The 16,493-nt window shown below is 67.2% G+C and carries 12 protein-coding genes; 6 read left to right on the top strand and 6 right to left on the bottom strand.

Annotated features, from left to right (window positions below; all coding sequences use genetic code 11):
* Positions 1 to 5: 5 nt before the first annotated feature.
* The gene (locus tag BLW75_RS10740; protein ID WP_034318035.1) at positions 6 to 1,448 is read left to right on the top strand and encodes a purine-cytosine permease family protein; all 1,443 of its coding nucleotides are present in this window, start codon (positions 6 to 8) and stop codon (positions 1,446 to 1,448) included.
* Here the strand turns inward: BLW75_RS10740 and BLW75_RS10745 are convergent.
* From BLW75_RS10745 to dxs, 3 genes are all read right to left on the bottom strand, one after another.
* Positions 1,445 to 2,260 carry an oxidoreductase gene (locus tag BLW75_RS10745; RefSeq protein WP_034318031.1) on the bottom strand — a complete coding sequence of 272 codons (816 nt, stop codon included), beginning with the start codon at positions 2,258 to 2,260 and terminating at the stop codon, positions 1,445 to 1,447. The two genes, BLW75_RS10740 and BLW75_RS10745, sit on opposite strands and share 4 nt — an antisense overlap.
* A 90-nt stretch (positions 2,261 to 2,350) precedes the next feature.
* Entirely contained in the window at positions 2,351 to 3,379 is a 1,029-nt protein-coding gene (locus tag BLW75_RS10750; RefSeq protein WP_091597302.1) for an IS30 family transposase, read from the bottom strand.
* 87 nt (positions 3,380 to 3,466) lie between these two features.
* The gene (gene dxs / locus BLW75_RS10755) at positions 3,467 to 5,371 is read right to left on the bottom strand and encodes a 1-deoxy-D-xylulose-5-phosphate synthase (RefSeq protein WP_034316959.1); all 1,905 of its coding nucleotides are present in this window, start codon (positions 5,369 to 5,371) and stop codon (positions 3,467 to 3,469) included.
* Between the two features lie 216 nt (positions 5,372 to 5,587).
* Here dxs and BLW75_RS10760 point away from each other — a divergent pair, with 216 nt between their 5' ends.
* From BLW75_RS10760 to BLW75_RS10780, 5 genes are all read left to right on the top strand, one after another.
* Positions 5,588 to 7,072: an aldehyde dehydrogenase family protein gene (locus BLW75_RS10760; RefSeq protein WP_034316960.1), complete on the top strand. Its 1,485-nt coding sequence runs from the start codon at positions 5,588 to 5,590 to the stop codon at positions 7,070 to 7,072.
* Positions 7,073 to 7,088: 16 nt separating this feature from the next.
* On the top strand, positions 7,089 to 8,600 hold the full coding sequence (locus BLW75_RS10765) for an APC family permease (RefSeq protein ID WP_034316961.1): 1,512 nt from the start codon (positions 7,089 to 7,091) through the stop codon (positions 8,598 to 8,600).
* Complete coding sequence (locus BLW75_RS10770) at positions 8,597 to 10,150, top strand: GMC family oxidoreductase (RefSeq protein WP_034316964.1); 1,554 nt, start codon at positions 8,597 to 8,599, stop codon at positions 10,148 to 10,150. Before BLW75_RS10765 ends, BLW75_RS10770 begins: the two co-directional genes overlap by 4 nt.
* 232 nt (positions 10,151 to 10,382) lie before the next feature.
* On the top strand, positions 10,383 to 10,925 hold the full coding sequence (locus BLW75_RS10775) for a DUF1062 domain-containing protein (RefSeq protein ID WP_034316967.1): 543 nt from the start codon (positions 10,383 to 10,385) through the stop codon (positions 10,923 to 10,925).
* Between the two features lie 399 nt (positions 10,926 to 11,324).
* The gene (locus BLW75_RS10780; RefSeq protein ID WP_091597305.1) at positions 11,325 to 12,554 is read left to right on the top strand and encodes an HNH endonuclease signature motif containing protein; all 1,230 of its coding nucleotides are present in this window, start codon (positions 11,325 to 11,327) and stop codon (positions 12,552 to 12,554) included.
* A gap of 55 nt (positions 12,555 to 12,609) precedes the next feature.
* On the opposite strand, the gene BLW75_RS10785 is transcribed toward BLW75_RS10780, so the two are convergent.
* From BLW75_RS10785 to BLW75_RS10795, 3 genes are all read right to left on the bottom strand, one after another.
* Entirely contained in the window at positions 12,610 to 12,969 is a 360-nt protein-coding gene (locus BLW75_RS10785) for a hypothetical protein (RefSeq protein ID WP_241783853.1), read from the bottom strand.
* A gap of 213 nt (positions 12,970 to 13,182) precedes the next feature.
* Positions 13,183 to 14,388, bottom strand: coding sequence for a class I SAM-dependent RNA methyltransferase (locus tag BLW75_RS10790; RefSeq protein WP_034316973.1), 1,206 nt, complete (start codon positions 14,386 to 14,388; stop codon positions 13,183 to 13,185).
* Positions 14,385 to 16,412, bottom strand: a complete 2,028-nt coding sequence (locus BLW75_RS10795; protein ID WP_034316976.1) for an APC family permease — start codon at positions 16,410 to 16,412, stop codon at positions 14,385 to 14,387. The genes BLW75_RS10790 and BLW75_RS10795 overlap by 4 nt, the downstream gene beginning before the upstream one ends.
* Positions 16,413 to 16,493: the final 81 nt, after the last annotated feature.

Consider the following 16,493-nt stretch of genomic DNA (forward strand, 5'->3'; position numbering starts at 1 on the left):
TCCCCATGGGTGACAAGGTCACCGAAGTCGAGCAGCACGGCATCGCGCCGATCCCGCCGGAGGAACAGACGTCGCGCCCGCGCGACCTGTTCCGGATGGCGTTCGGCGGCGCGAACACCTTCGCCACCATCATCCTCGGGACACTCCCGATCGCCTTCGGCCTGAGCTTCTGGGCGGCGGTCGCGGCCACCGTCGCGGGCGTGGTCGTCGGGGCGCTGGTGCTCTCGCCGATGTCGTTGTTCGGCCCGCTCACCCGGACCAACAACGCCGTGTCCTCCGGCGCGCACTTCGGCGTCGTCGGCCGTTGTGTCGGCTCCTTCCTCTCCCTGCTGACGGCGATCACGTTCTTCGCCATCTCGGTCTGGGTGAGCGGAGACGCCGTCGCCGGTGCGGCACAACGGCTTTTCGGCTTCGACGGCGGCGAGGTGCTCCGCGGCGTCGCGTACGGCGTCATCGCGATCGCCACGCTGGTGGTGTGCATCTACGGCTACCGGTTCATGCTGCTGGTGAACCGGGTCGCCGTGGTGCTGGGCACGGCGATCATGCTGCTCGGGATCGTCGCCTACGGTGGCACGTTCGATCCCGGGTTCGCCGGCACCGGCACCTACGCGCTCGGGGACTTCTGGCCGACCTGGATCCTCGCCGCGCTCACCACGATGGCGAACCCGATCTCGTTCGGCGCCTTCCTCGGCGACTGGACGCGCTACATTCCCGCGCGCCACAGCCGCCGTTCCCTGCTGACCGCGCCGTTCCTGGCACAGGTGGCGACGCTGCTGCCGTTCGGGTTCGGCATCGCCACCGCGACCCTGGTCGCGGATCCGGCCGACTACATCACCGGCCTGACCGCGATCTCGCCGCTCTGGTACGCGATCCCGCTGATCGTGGTCGCGCTGATCGGCGGACTGTCCACCGGGACGACGTCGCTCTACGGGACCGGACTGGACTTCAGCTCGATCTTCGTGAAGCTGAGCCGGGTGCAGGCGACCCTGCTGATCGGTTCGCTCAGTGTCGTGTTCATCTTCGTCGGCAATTTCGTGCTGGACATGGTCTCCAGCATCAACGCCTTCGCGACGCTGATCGTGCTGTGCACCTCGCCGTGGATGGTGATCATGATGATCGGTTTCGTGCTGCGGCGCGGGTTCTACGACCCGGACGACCTCCAGGTGTTCAACCAGGGCCGCAACGGCGGCCGCTACTGGTTCACCCGCGGGGTGAACTGGCGCGCGATGGCCGCGTGGATCCCGGCGACGACACTGGGTCTCCTGACCGCCAACACCCCGATGATCGCCGGGCCGTTCAAGGACATCGCGGGCGGCGTCGACATCAGCATGGTGGTGACGCTGTGCACGGCGGCGATCGCGTACCCCGTGCTGGTGAAGCTCTTCCCCGAACCGCGGGAGGTCTACTCGTACGCGGAGCCTGTCGCGGAACCGGCAGTCGCCGTCTAGGCGAAGCGGCGCAGCGCCCCGAGGAACAGCGCGTCGAAGGCGCGATCCGGGAGCACCCGGCGCACGAACAGGATCGGCTTCGCCCCGAAACCTGCGGCGTAGCGGGTCTTCGGGCGCCGGGCCCGGACGGCCTTCAGAATGACGTCGGCGATCACCTTCGGACGGGAACCGCGCGCGGCCTGGTCGAAGAACTTCGCGAGCGCCTTGGCCTGCGGCGCGTAGGCGGTGTCACCCGAGGTCTTCATCAGGTTCTCGATGGCGATGCCGCCCCATTCCGTCCTGATGGCACCGGGTTCGACCACCACGACGTCGATGCCGAACGGTTTGAGCTCCAGCCGCAGTGAGTCGCTCAGGCCTTCGACCGCGAATTTGGTCGAGTGGTACCAGCCGCCGAGCGGTTCGTAGATCTTGCCGCCGATCGACGAGATGTTCACGATCTTGCCCGAGCCCTGGGCGCGCATATGCGGCGTGGCCAGCTGGAGGAGCCGCGCGAGCCCGAACACATTGACCTCGAACTGGTACTTCCCTTCCGAGAGCGGCACGTCCTCGAAGGCGCCGTATGAACCGTAGCCCGCGTTGTTGACCAGGACGTCGATCCGGCCGGACTCCTCGATGATCCGCTCGACCCCCGCGACCATCGACGCGTCGTCGGTGACGTCCATCTCGAGGATCGTGATGCCGCGTTCGGCCAGCCCCGCCATCCGCTCGACGCGCCTCGCCGCGCCGTAGACCGTGTAGCCCGCTTCGTGCAGCGCGAGCGCCGTGGCTTCGCCGATGCCCGCGGAAGCTCCCGTGACCAGTGCGACCTTCATATCCCCGCGACCTCGTCGTCCGCGCGGTCGGCCGGATCGTGGGCTGAAGGGGACTTTCCCCGCATGCCATGCGAGGAAAGCTCGGCGGTCTCAACTGGTTGTTGCAAGTAGTGCTTTGTCGAGTGCTTGTGCTGGTGTGAGGAGGCCGAGTGTAGGGCGTGGTCGGGTGTTGAGGCGTAGGGCGATCGCGTCGCAGTGGGTTTGGGTGAGGTGGCGCAGGTCTGAGCTTTTGGGCCAGTACTGGCGTAGCAGGCCGTTGGTGTTCTCGTTGCTGCCGCGTTCCCAGGGGCTGTGTGGGTTGCAGAAGTAGACCTGCAGGCCGGTGTCCAGGGTGAACTGGGCGTGCTGGGCCATTTCGTTGCCCTGGTCCCAGGTCAGCGACCGTTTCAGTTCGGTGGGCAGGGTAGTGATCATGCTGGTGAGCAGTTCCCGGACTTCGACGGCCTTGTGTGTGTCGGGCAGGGGGGCCAGCAACACGAATCGGGAGTGGCGTTCGACCAGGGTGATGACCGCGCCCTGGCCGACTGCCCCGAGGATCAGATCGCCTTCCCAGTGCCCGGGCACTGCCCGGTCGGCGGCCTCGGCGGGGCGTTCACTGATCGGGGTCATCCCGGTTATCCGGCCCTGGCGGCGGCTGGAGGTGCTGGTGCGTGACCGGCGCTGGTCACGGCCTGACCGCAGGTGCTCGGTGAGTTCGTTGCGCAGTTCACCACGAGTCTGGATGAACAGTGACAGGTAGATCGTCTCGTGACTCACCCGCATAGCCTGATCGTCGGGGAACAGCGTCGGCAACATCAGGGAGATCAGCCGGGGTGACCAGTCTGCTTCCAGCAGACCGGTCACCACCGCCGCCAACTCACCGGCCAGCAGATGGGCTTTCGGGCGCCGGCCGCGTTCGACGGCCAGGCGCTGGGCTCGGTCGGCCCGATAACGGCGAGGCCGGCCATTGACCTTGCTTCCGGGCCTGGAACACCGCGGCCCACCACCGCGGCGTACTTCTCGTGAAATCGTCGAGGGTGACTTACCCAGAACCTTCGCCACCGCGTCCTGGGTAAGACCTTGATCCAGACCATTCTGGATCTTCTCCCGCTCCTCGCGCGTCAACGGGGCTCCTGGCATGACGACCTCCCTATCAGCCGCCACTACTTGCAACAACCGATTGAGACCGCCGCGCTTTCCCCCCATGGCATGCGGGGAAAGCGCCCTTCAGCGCCGCGTGTCCTCCGGCGCCGGTGTCCGGCTCGCCAGCTTCGCCGACCACTCGGTCACCCGCCGCGCCACATCCTGCGCGGTGAGCCCGACGCGGGCCAGCACCTCCTCGCGCGAACCGTGGTCGTGGAACACCTGCGGCACCGCGAGATCGCGCAGTGGCACATCGCATTCGGCGTCGCGGAACAGCGCGGCCAGCGCGGAACCGAAGCCACCGTGCCGCCCGCTGTCCTCGACGGTCACGACGAGCTTGTGCTGCTCGGCCAGCGCCACCAGCTCGGCGGGCGCCGGGACGACCCAGCGCGGGTCCACCACGGTCACACCGATGCCCTGATCGGCCAACCGGTCCGCGGCGGCGAGCCCGAGCATCGCGAACGCGCCCACGGCGACGAGCAGGACGTCGGCTTCACCGGCGGGTTTGCGCAGCACGTCCACCGTGCCGACGCGTTCCACGGCGGGCACCGAGTCGACCACCCCGCCCTTGGAGAACCGCAGCGCCGTCGGCCCGTCCTCGACCGCGACGGCCTCCCGCAGTTCCTCGCGCAGCGTTCCGGCGTCTCGCGGAGCGGCGACCCGCATGCCCGGCACCATGCCGAGCAGCGAGAGATCCCACATGCCGTGGTGACTCGGCCCGTCCGGGCCGGTGATACCCGCCCGGTCCAGCACCAGCGTCACCGGCTGGCGGTGCAGCGCGACGTCCATCAGGACCTGGTCGAAAGCGCGGTTCAGGAAGGTCGAGTACACGGCGACGACGGGGTGCTTGCCGCCCATCGCGAGACCCGCGGCCGAAGTCACCGCATGCTGCTCGGCGATCCCGACGTCGTACCAGCGGTCGGGGTACGCCTCGGCGAACTTGTGCAGCCCGGTCGAACGCAGCATCGCCGCGGTGATCGCGACGACGTCCTCGCGGTCGGCGCCGATCTTCACCAGCTCGTCGGCGAAGACCCCGGTCCAGCTCGGGCCCTTGACCGGCGGCAGGCCGGTTTCCGGGTCGATCGGGTCGGTCTGGTGCATCTGGTCGGCCTGGTTGGTCACCGCGGGCTCGTAGCCGTGGCCCTTCTCGGTGACCACGTGGACGATCACGGCGCCACCGAAGTCGCGAGCGCTCTGGAACGCCTTCTCCAGTGCGACGAGGTCGTGCCCGTCGACCGGGCCGAGGTACTTGAGGCCGAGGTCGGAGAACATCATCTGCGGGCTCAGCGCGTCCTTGAGCCCCGCCTTCGCCGCGTGCAACGCCGCGTAGATCGGCTTGCCGACGACGGGCGTGTGCCGCAGTAGTTCCTTGCCGCGGTCCAGCACGCGCTCGTAGCCCGGCTTGAGGCGCAGCGACGCGAGGTGGTCCGCGACGCCGCCGATGGTCGGCGAGTACGAACGGCCGTTGTCGTTGATGACGATGACGACCGGGCGGCGCGGGTTCGCGGCGATGTTGTTGAGCGCCTCCCAGCACATGCCGCCGGTCAGCGCGCCGTCGCCGACGACGGCGATCGCGTGCCTGCCGCCCCCGCCGAGCTCGAACGCCTTCGCCAGACCGTCCACATAGGACAACGCGGTCGACGCGTGGCTGTTCTCGACGAGGTCGTGCTCGCTCTCGCAACGCGCCGGGTAGCCGGTGAGGCCGCCGAGCTGGCGCAGCTTGCCGAAGCCGTCGTGACGGCCGGTGACGATCTTGTGCACATACGCCTGGTGACCGACGTCCCACACGATGGCATCGCTCGGCGAATCGAAGACCCGGTGCAGCGCCATCGTCAGCTCGACCACACCCAGGTTCGGGCCAAGGTGACCACCGGCGAGCCGCACCTTTTCGACGAGGAAGTCCCGGATCTCCGCGGCCAGCTCGTCGAGCTGCTCCGGGTTCATCCGCTTCAAGTCGGCCGGTCCGTGCACGGACTCGAGCAACGTCACTCTCCCACCTCGCCTGGTTCCTCTTCCGCCGTTCCGACCAGTCTACGGAGGCCGCCTGAGAGTCTTCCGTCCGCCGCGTCACGGGTCACATGTCAGAAAATCACCACTCAACGCCCGATGGTGTGAACATGGTCTCTTTTGCCAAGTAGCGGTCACGTCGGGTGGCCGCGATAATCGCTGATCGACGGTTGAGCAGAAGCCGGTTCGGAGGGCTTGATGGCGGACTTTTTCATCGGTGGCGAATGGGTCGACGCGGTCGGCGGTGGTCGCCGGGAGATCCGCTGCCCCGCGGACGGGTCGTTGGTCGCGGAAGTCGCCGAAGGCACCCGTGAAGACACTGAAGCGGCCATCGCCGCCGCGAGGAAGGCGTTCGACACCGGCCCGTGGCCGCAAACGCCCGCTCCGCAGCGCGGTGACCTGCTGCTGAAGGCCGCCGACCTGCTCGACCGCGACGCCGCGGCCTTCGCCCGCGCCGAGTCGCTCGACACCGGGAAACGGCTGGTCGAGAGCGAATATGACATGGCCGACATCGCCGCGTGCCTGCGTTACTTCGGCAAGCTCGCCGCGAACGACGCCGGCCGCGTCGTCGACACCGGCAACCCGGACGCGTTCAGCCGGATCGTGCACGAGCCCGTCGGCGTCTGCGGGCTGATCACGCCGTGGAACTACCCGCTCCTGCAGACCATTTGGAAGGTCGCCCCCGCACTCGCGGCGGGCAACACGTTCGTCCTCAAGCCCAGCGAGCTGACCCCGCACACCTCGATCATGCTGATGAAGCTGCTGACCGAGGCAGGGCTCCCCGGCGGCGTCGCGAACCTGGTGCTCGGCGCCGGTGCGCAGGCCGGGGCACCGCTGTCCGAGCATCCGGACGTCGACCTCGTGTCGTTCACCGGCGGCCTCGCGACCGGCAAGATCATCGCCGCCTCCGCGGCCGCGACCATCAAGAAGGTCGCGCTGGAACTGGGCGGCAAGAACCCGAACGTCGTCTTCGCGGACGCGGATTTCGAGACCGCCGTCGACTACGCGCTGACCGCGGTGTTCCTGCATTCCGGCCAGGTCTGCTCGGCGGGCGCGCGGCTGATCGTCCAAGAGGAGTGGCATGACAGGTTCGTCGACGAACTCGTCCGCCGCGCCGAACTGATCCGACTGGGTGGACCTTTCGACCCGAAGGCTGAAACCGGTCCGCTGGTCTCGGCCGCCCATTTGGAAAAGATCGAACGCTACGTCGCCGCGGCGCTCGAAGAGGGCGCCGTCCTGCTCACCGGCGGCAAACGCCCCGACGATCGCGAACTCGCGAAGGGGCACTACTACCTGCCGACCATCCTCGACCACGTGAAGCAGGGCAGCAGCGCCGTCGTCGACGAATCGTTCGGCCCGGTGCTCACCGTCGAGACCTTCACCGACGAGGACGACGCCGTCCGCATCGCCAACGACACCCACTACGGCCTCGCCGGCGCGGTGTTCACCTCGGACGCCTCCCGCGCGCAGCGGGTGGCGAACCGGCTGCGGCACGGCACGATCTGGATCAACGACTTCCACCCGTACCTGCCGCAGGCGGAATGGGGTGGCTACAAGCAGTCCGGCTTCGGGCGCGAACTCGGCCCGACCGGGCTCGCCGAGTACACGGAGGCGAAGCACATCTACCAGAACCTCCGGCCCGCTCCACAGCGCTGGTTCTCCGGGGAGTCAGCGTCCAACTAAAGAGGGGAAATTGCCGATGAGCAATCCTTCCGATGACGGCCTCGCCGGTTTCGGCTACAAACAGGAACTCGAAAGAACGCTCGGCAATTTCCACACCTTCGCCGCCGGGATCAGCTACATCTCGATCCTGACGGGGACCTTCCAGTTGTTCTACTTCGGCTTCAGCTTCGGCGGGCCGGCGTACTGGTGGTCGTGGCCGATGGTGTTCGTCGGCCAGCTGATGGTGGCGCTGTCGTTCGCCGAACTGGCCGCGCACTATCCGGTCGCCGGTTCGATCTACAACTGGTCGAAACGGCTCGGCAGCCCGCACGTCGCCTGGATGGCCGGGTGGATGATGCTGACCGCGTCGATCGTCAGCATCGCCGCGGTCGCGCTGGCGTACCAGATCACGCTCCCGCAGATCTCGTCGTTCTTCTCCTTCTCCGGCGACAGCGCGGTGAACGCGGTCATCCTGGGCACGGCGCTGATCGTGTTCACGACGTTGGTGAACGCCTGGGGCGTCAAGCTGATGGCGCGGATCAACAGTGCCGGGGTGTTCATCGAACTGATCGCCGCGGTCCTGCTGATCGTCGCGCTCGCGGTGAACATCACGCGGGGCCCCGAGGTCGTCATGCAGACCAACAACACCGGCGCCGACCAGCCGTGGGGCTATTTCGGGGCGTTCCTGGTCGCGTCGCTCGCGTCGACCTACGTCATGTACGGCTTCGACACCGCCAGCTCGCTCGGCGAGGAGTCCCACGACCCGCGCAAGAACGCGCCCAAGGCGATCCTGCGCGCGCTGATCGCGTCGTTCGTCATCGGCGGGCTCATCCTCATCCTCGCGCTGATGGCCGTGGGCGACATCAACAACCCGCAGATCGCCACCGGCGGGCTCCAGTTCATCGTGCTGGACGTCCTGGGCAGCACGATCGGCACGATCTTCCTGCTCGCGGTGGTCATCGCGATCACCGTGTGCAACCTGGCCGTGCAGTCGGCGGCGATCCGGATGATGTTCGCGATGGGCCGCGACAACAACCTGCCCGCCGGGAAGCATCTGGCACGGGTGTCGCCGAAGACGAAGACGCCCGTGATCCCCGCGATCGTCTCCGGCGTCATCGCGGTGCTGATCCTGGTGGTCAACGTCGGCCAGCCGCAGATCTTCACGGTCATCACCAGTATCGGCATCATCATGATCTACCTGGCCTATCTACTGGTGACCGTTCCGATGCTCGTCAAGCGCCTGCGCGGGCAGTGGCCGCCGCCGAAGGTGGAGGGCACCAAGTACTTCTCGCTCGGCAAGCTGGGGCTGCCGGTCAACATCCTCGGCGTGCTGTGGGGCGGTGCGATCGTGGTGAACCTGGCCTGGCCGCGGCGTGAGGTCTACAACGCGACCGAGCCGTATCACTGGTACCTCGAATGGGGGGCCGTGCTGTTCGTCGGCGCGGTGGCGGTCGTCGGTTTCGCGTATTACTGGTTCGTCCTGCGGCACAAGAGCGGCGTCCTGGCCGATCACGCCGCGGAAGCACTTCCCGAGGAGGCAGCACAGTGACCGGAGAGTTCGACTACATCGTCGTCGGCGGCGGGACGGCGGGTTCGGTGGTCGCGGCGAGACTCTCGGAAGACCCGGACGTCACCGTGGCGCTCCTCGAAGCCGGACCGTCCGATGTGGACGACCCGGCGGTGCTGGAACTGACGAAGTGGATGGCGCTGCTGGAGTCCGGCTACGACTGGGATTACCTGGTCGAGCCGCAGGAGTCCGGCAACTCCTTCCTGCGCCACGCCCGCGCACGGGTGCTCGGCGGCTGCTCGTCACACAACTCGTGCATCGCGTTCTGGGCGCCGGCCGAAGACCTCGACGAATGGGCGTCGCTGGGCCTGCCCGGCTGGTCCTCGAAGGATATTTTCCCGCTGTACAAACGTCTTGAGACCAACGACGGCCCCGGTGACCACCACGGCCGCTCCGGCCCGGTGACGATCCGCTCGGTGCCGCCGAACGACCCGACCGGCGTCGCGCTGCTGCAGGCCTGTGAGCAGGCGGGCATCCCGAGGACGGAGTTCAACTCGGGCAAGACCGTGACGCACGGGGCGAACTGGTTCCAGATCAACGCGCGCGAGGACGGCACCCGCTCGTCGGCGTCGGTGTCGTACCTGCACCCGATCATCGGCGAACGGCCGAACCTGGAGATCATCACCGGCGCGCGCGTCCGGCGGCTGCTGTTCGACGGCAAACGCTGCACCGGCGCGGAATACCTGGCCGACGACCTGATCCACGGCGTTCCGCTGCGGGCACGGCGCGAGGTCGTCCTGTCCTCTGGCGCGATCGACACGCCGAAACTCCTGATGCTGTCGGGAATCGGCCCCGCCGAGCATCTGCGCGAGGTCGGTGTCGACGTGCTGGTGGACTCCCCCGGCGTCGGCGAGAACCTGCAGGATCACCCCGAAGGCGTCATCCAATGGGACGCGCTGCAGCCGATGACGACCGAGTCCACGCAATGGTGGGAGATCGGCATCTTCACCACCACGGAGGAAGGTCTCGACCGGCCGGACCTGATGTTCCACTACGGCTCGGTGCCGTTCGACATGAACACCCTCCGGCAGGGGTATCCGACCACGGAGAACGGCTTCTGCCTGACCCCGAACGTCACCCGCGCCCGGTCGACCGGGACGGTGCGGCTGCGCAGCCGCGACTACCGGGACAAGCCGAAGGTGGACCCGCGATACTTCACCGACGAACACGACATGCGCGTGATGACCTACGGCATCAAACTGGCGCGCAAGATCGCCGAGCAGCCCGCGCTGGACGAATGGGCGGGCACGGAACTGGCGCCCGGCAAGGACGTCAAAACCGACGACGAGATCGCCGACTACCTGCGCAAGACGCACAACACGGTCTATCACCCCTCATGCACGGCGAAGATGGGCGGCGACGACGACCCGATGGCCGTGCTGGACGCGCGTCTGCGAGTGCGAGGCGTCGAGGGACTGCGGGTCGCGGACGGTTCGGCGATGCCGTTCCTGGTCGCGGTGAACCCGTGCATCACGACGATGGCGATCGGTGAGAAGTGTGCGGACATGCTGAAGGAGGACGCGCGCTCCTAAGGCTCGCTTGAGCGAGGCCCCTGGTTTCGGCCGGGGGCCTTCGCTTTGCCCGGAAAAACCGGTGGAGCCGGCGGTGCCGGGCCATTACCGTGCTGCCGGACCACGCCGCCGAGCAGAGGGCCTGCCGTTGTACACCCTGTGAGACCTCCCGAGCGCTGATTTCGTCGCGCGTCGCGCTTTGGCGCCGCGCTTCCTTTTGCTGCGGATTTCTCACTGGAACGGGTGTATTCCTGTGCTCGAAAACTGGGTCGTCGTACCGACCTGCCTGCCTGTCGTCCTCCGCCGTTGCCGCTCCTGCCCGTCCGGGCGTTTCCGGGCGAACGGCAAATTCCGGGTCAACGCCAACCACAAACTCCTCGACGTCTGGCTCCTCGTGCGCTGTGTCGTGTGCGAGGACACCGCGAAGCTCACGATCCTGGAGCGCGTGAACGTGCGCTCCGTCCGGCCCGAGTTGTTGGACCGGCTGCACGAGAACGACCTCGCCCTGGCGGCCGAACTGCTCCAGGATCCCGCCGTGCGGCGCCGGAACCGCGTCGCCCTCGATTGGGAGGGCGCCTGGCGGCTCCATACCGGCTCTTTGGGTCACTGGGACTTTCTCGAAGTCTCGGTGCGCTTCGCGGCCCCGATTCCCGTCCGGCCGGCTCGGTTGATCGCCGAAGGGTGTGGTCTTTCGCGGGGCGAGGTCGAGCGGCTTGTCGAGGAGGGAAAGGTGGTCTCAGCGGTGCGGTTGACCGGGAAAGTGTCCGGCGACTTCACCTTCACGCTGAAGCGCTGACCTTTGGGACTCGTGAGTGGTGAGGACGGTTAGAACCGTCCTCACCACTCACGAGGACGCGGCACCGCACTCGCGTGATCGAAGGCGGAACTCGCGTGATCAGCAGCGGAACACCCCGAGTGCGGCCTCCAATCACGCGAGTCACGTCCCTGATCACGCGAGTCACGCCTCGGATCACGCCGCGCCCTGTGCGCCCGGTCCGTGAAGAATGGAGGCCTTAGCACCTTCAGCGTCGCGAAGAGGCTTTCGCAACACGCTGACCTGCCGTCCGCCACCTTCACGAATCGCGAGAGTCACGACGCACAGCACTCAAATCACTCATCAGTGGCAAACGCACAATTACCATTGTTGCTTAAAATTACGAATGATTCCTGGAGTATTTTTCGGTAATATGGAGAAGTGCCCGAGACGACCATTCCCGAACTGCCGCAGGAGTTGTGGCGCGCCGGCAAGCTGGAGCTTGCCCACGGCGTGACGCACCTGCTGCAGGTCATGAGAGTGGCCTCCGCCGGACTGGGGAAATACCTGGCGGAGGTAGAGTCTCGGGGCGCGGAAGACTTGTTCGGCTATGGGAGCGCGGCATCGTGGCTCGCCGAGGTTGCCCGGATCTCCAAGGGCGACGCGCAAGACATGGTGAACCGTGCCCTGGCCCTGAACTCCACACCAGGCGTCGGTGACGAAGGTGCCGTGTTCGCGCCCGCGACCGCCGCCGCGGCCGACGACGGCGCGGTCGGGGAGCAGCATATCGACCTGATCCTGGAGATCCTGCGCAAAATCCCTTCCGATGTTCCTGTGGAGGAACGAGACGGGGCGGAGCAGATCCTCGCCACTCTCGCCCGCCACGCCGGACCGAAAGAGATCGCCGAGGTCGGAGCCGGCCTGCTCGCACACCTCGACCCCGACGGGAACGAGCCGAAAGACCCCGAGCCCGCCCCGCCGCGCCGCGAGTTGTTCGTCGAGCGCCGCAAGGACGGCTTCTGGAAACTGTCGGGGCTCCTTGACCCCGAGACCGGCGCCCGCACCGCGGCCGCGCTGGACGCCTACGCGGCGAAGCGGCCGATCGACGAGTTCGGCCAGGCCGACCACCGCACCCAGCCTCAGCGCCGGGGCGACGCTTGGGCCGAACTCCTCGATCTCGCCATCGCCTGCCCCGACCAGCCGGGCACCTCCGGCTACCGCACGCTGGTGCACGTGACCGTCGGGCTCGATGCGCTGAAGACCGGACTGGGGACCGCGTGCCTCGACTTCGTCGGCCGGATCACCGCCCGCGAAGCCCGGCTCGCCGCTTGCGACTGCCTGATGATCCCGGTGGTGCTCGGCGCCGCCGGAGAGCCTCTAGATGTCGGACGGATGAAACGCTTCGTCACTCCCGGCCAACGCCGGGCCCTGAACATCCGCGACGGCGGCTGCGCTTTCCCTGGCTGCCATCGAGCGCCGAAGCACTGTCACGCCCACCATATCCGGCACTGGGCCGACGGCGGCCCGACCGACCTGCGGAACCTGGTCCTGCTTTGTTCCTTCCACCACCGGCTCATCCACCACGGTGACGTCGACGAGCAGGGAGGATTTCGGACGTTCAGTGTCCGAAATCCTCCCTGCTCGACCTCGCGTCCGGCCACAGGTAGGTAAATTCCAGTCCGACCCGGAATTTCGCATTCCATTCCTGAACCGACCGCCCTCCCCCTCAAAGGTAAATGGCCGCCGGAGTTCCCCGATCGCCCGTCATCTGGTCCAGCGCCCACGCCCGTCCGAAATCGGCCAGCGCGGGACCCGACCAGTACGCGGGAATACTGATCCCCTTCCACAGCGGCATCTTCGGTCCATTCAGGGTTCCGTGACTGACCTGCACCTGGACCGCGCCTTCCACCCAGGTGAAGACGAAATGCGCGTACATGAACATCCACGCCTGCCTGCCCAGCAGATCGCGCGCGAGCACCGGCCCCTCGGAGGGGTACGGCGCCGTGTAGATGACTTGTTTCCGACCACTGCGGTAACTGATCTCCTGTGCCGTGACACCGGGAGGAAGCATTGACGGCTCTGCCACTCGTCAGTCCTCCACAATGGTGATCGTGCCGTGCCCGTCGCAGCCGGGACAACCTTTTCCATCACAGTCGCCACAGACCGAAGTAAGATAGTTCATGATGCGAGCTTGAGTTCCCTGCCGTTTCCGGAGATGGTGAACTCAAGTTAGCGAGCACGAAGACACCGGGACAAGCAAAAAGAAGCCAGTCCATTCCGACGGATTACAAATCCCGAATTATTGCAGCAACGCAACGCATTCGACGTGGTGCGTCATCGGGAAAGCGTCGAAGGCGCGCAGGTCCACCAGGCCGTATCCGTGGCCGGCGAACAGCGCGATGTCCCGAGCCAGCGCCGCGGGGTCGCACGCCACGTAGACGATCCGGTCGGGCGAACCCTCCACGATGGAATCGACGACGGCCTTGCCCGCGCCCTTGCGCGGCGGGTCGAGGACGACGACGTCGACCGGCTTCGGGGCATCGGCCAGCAGGTGCTCGACGCGACCGGAGCGCCAGCGGACCTGCGGAAGGTCGGCCAGGTTCTCCTCTCCATCGACGACGGCACGGCGGCCGGATTCGATGGCCAGCACACGCCCGCGCGGGCCGACCTGCTCGGCGAGCACCGACGCGAAGAGGCCGACACCGGCGTACAGATCCCATGCCACGCCGTCACGCGGCGCCTCCGCCCATTCCGCGACGACGGCGGCCAGCGTGTCCGCGGCGGCCGGGTGGACCTGCCAGAAGCCGTGGGCGTCCAGGCGCCAGTCGCGGCCGGCGGCGTGCTGCACGGCGATACCACCGGCCAGCTGCCGCGAGCGGGTCTTCCCGTGGACCGTCGACAGGTCGCGAAGGTGCACCTGCCCCTCGCCGTCCTTGGTGACCTCGATTTCGCTGCCGGGGCGCCACTTCCGCGACACGACGTCGTCGAGCGCGCCGGGGACGGTGATCGGGCAGTCGTCGATCGCGATCACGCGGTGACTGTGGTGCGCCCGGAAACCGGCCCTGCCGTCCTTGCCCGCGACGAGCCGGACGCGACTGCGCCAGTCCAGCGGGCCACCGTCGAGCGCCTCGACGACGACGTCGCGCTCGATCCCGGCCAGCCGCTTGAGCTGCTCCGTGACCACCGCCGCCTTGAGTTCACGCTGATATCCGGGTGTGGCGTGCTGCCAGTCGCAGCCGCCGCACTCCCCCGGCGCCGCGAGCGGGCACGGCGGCTCGACGCGTTCGGGCGACGCCTCCAGGACCTCGACCGCGTCGGCGCGGCAGAACGACCCGCCCTTGTCCTCGGTGACGGAGGCCAAGACCCGCTCGCCGGGCAGCGCGTGCCGCACGAACACGACCCGCCCCTCCGCCCGCGCGACGCAGTGCCCGCCGTGCGCGACCGCGCCGACCTCCAACTCGATCGTTCGTCCGAGCCAGGTGCCGGTCGACGCGTCCACACTCATTCTGCTTTGTCCTTCTTCGTTTCGGGTTGCTTGACGATCGGGGAGAATCCACGCCGCACGTCGCCCGCCGCCGGACGTGCCTTCCGGTCGCGTTTGATCGCCTTTTCCGACGATTCGAGCTGCCACGGCACGCTGGTCACCATGACGCCGGGCTGGAACAGGAGCCTGCCCTTGAGCCGCAGGGCGCTCTGGTTGTGCAGGACCTGCTCCCACCAGTGCCCGACCACGTACTCGGGAATGAACACGGTCACCACGTTGCGCGGGTTGTCACCGCGGACGCGCTTCACGTAGTCGAGCACCGGTTTCGTGATCTCGCGATACGGCGATTCGATCACCTTCAGCGGCACCTTGAAATTGTGGTCGTCCCAGTCCTGGACGAGTTTGCGGGTCTCGGCGTCGTCGACGTTCACCGTGACGGCTTCGAGGACGTCCGGGCGGACGGCCTTGGCGTAGGAGAGCGCGCGCAGGGTCGGCAGGTGCAGTTTCGAAATCAGCACGATCGCGTGGTTGCGCGAAGGCAATACGGTCGGCTTGCGGTCCATCTCGCGCAATTCCTCCGCGACCCGGTCGTAATGCTTCCGGATCGCGGTCATCAGGATGTAGATCGCCACCATCGCCGCGATCGCGATCCATGCGCCGAGCAGGAACTTCGTGACCAGCACGATGATCAGCACGGTGCCGGTCATGGTGAGGCCGATCGCGTTGACCGTCTGCGAACGCCGCATCCGCCGCCGCACCACCGGATCGGTCTCCCTGGCCAGCAGCCGGTTCCAGTGCCGGATCATGCCCGCCTGGCTGATCGTGAAGGAGACGAACACGCCCACGATGTAGAGCTGGATGAGCTTCGTGACCTCGGCGTCGAACGCGATGATCAGCACCAGGGCGAACGCCGAGAGGAACAGGATGCCGTTGGAGAAGGCCAGCCTGTCACCCCGGGTGTGCAGCTGACGCGGCAGGTAGCGGTCCTGCGCGAGGATCGAGCCGAGCACCGGGAAGCCGTTGAACGCGGTGTTCGCGGCCAGCAGCAGGATGATGCCGGTGGCGAAGGAGATGTAGTAGAACGCGGGGGTGAAGTCGGCGAACACCGCCTGCGCGATCTGCGCGACGATCGTCTTCTGCTCGTAGCCCGCCGGAGTGCCGGTGAGCTGTGTCTCCGGGTGCTCGGCGAATTTGACGTCGGTGATGATCGCCAGCGTGATGATGCCGATCAGCATCGTCACCGCGAGCACGCCCATCATCAGCAGGGTGGTCGCCGCGTTCTTCGATTTCGGCTTCTGGAACGCCGGGACACCGTTGCTGATCGCCTCGACGCCGGTCAGCGCCGCCGCGCCGGAGGAGAAGGTACGCAGCAAAAGGAAAAAGAAGGCGAAACCGGTCAAAGAGGCTTCTTCGTGCAGTTGGAAGTCCGCGCTCTCGGCCCGCATGTCGGCGCCGGAGGCCGCCTCGATCAGCCCCCAGATCACCATGCCGAGGATGCCGATGATGAACCCGTAGGTCGGGATCGCGAACGCTTTGCCCGATTCGCGCACTCCGCGCAGATTCAACGCGGTCAGCACGACCACGATGACGACCGCGGCGATCACCTTGTGCTGTGCCACCCAGGGAATCGCGGAACCGATGTTCGCCACCCCGGACGACGTCGACACCGCCACGGTGAGCACGTAATCGACCAGCAGCGCACTGGCCACGGTGAGCCCGAATTTGCCGCCGAGATTGGTGTTGGCGACTTCGTAGTCACCGCCGCCGCTGGGATAGGCGTGCACGTTCTGCCGATAGGACGCGACCACGACCAGCATCACGAGCGCCACGGCGACACCGATCCACGGCGCGAACGCGTACGCGGACAATCCGGCGACACTGAGGGTCAGAAAGATCTCCTCAGGCGCGTAGGCGACGCTCGACAACGCGTCGGACGCGAAAATCGGCAGCGCGATGCGCTTCGGCAGCAGCGTATGCGAGAGGCGGTCACTCCGGAATGGACGTCCGAGGACGAGCCGCTTCACTACGGTCGGGAACTTCGACACCTGGGAAGAGTAACGGCGGCGCGCAGCGTCTCCGTTGAGGGTGGCGGAGGGGAGGATGGTGGAGGTAACGGGCGGCCCCCA

Source organism: Amycolatopsis lurida (assembly GCF_900105055.1).
Lineage (GTDB): Bacteria > Actinomycetota > Actinomycetes > Mycobacteriales > Pseudonocardiaceae > Amycolatopsis > Amycolatopsis lurida.

What these genes read in the sequence shown, in the direction of transcription:
- BLW75_RS10740 (WP_034318035.1), top strand. Translation starts at nt 6, where the DNA reads ATGGGTGACAAGGTCACCGAAGTCGAGCAGCACGGCATCGCGCCGATC.
- BLW75_RS10745 (WP_034318031.1), bottom strand. Translation starts at nt 2,260, where the DNA reads ATGAAGGTCGCACTGGTCACGGGAGCTTCCGCGGGCATCGGCGAAGCC.
- BLW75_RS10750 (WP_091597302.1), bottom strand. Translation starts at nt 3,379, where the DNA reads ATGCCAGGAGCCCCGTTGACGCGCGAGGAGCGGGAGAAGATCCAGAAT.
- BLW75_RS10760 (WP_034316960.1), top strand. Translation starts at nt 5,588, where the DNA reads ATGGCGGACTTTTTCATCGGTGGCGAATGGGTCGACGCGGTCGGCGGT.
- BLW75_RS10765 (WP_034316961.1), top strand. Translation starts at nt 7,089, where the DNA reads ATGAGCAATCCTTCCGATGACGGCCTCGCCGGTTTCGGCTACAAACAG.
- BLW75_RS10790 (WP_034316973.1), bottom strand. Translation starts at nt 14,388, where the DNA reads ATGAGTGTGGACGCGTCGACCGGCACCTGGCTCGGACGAACGATCGAG.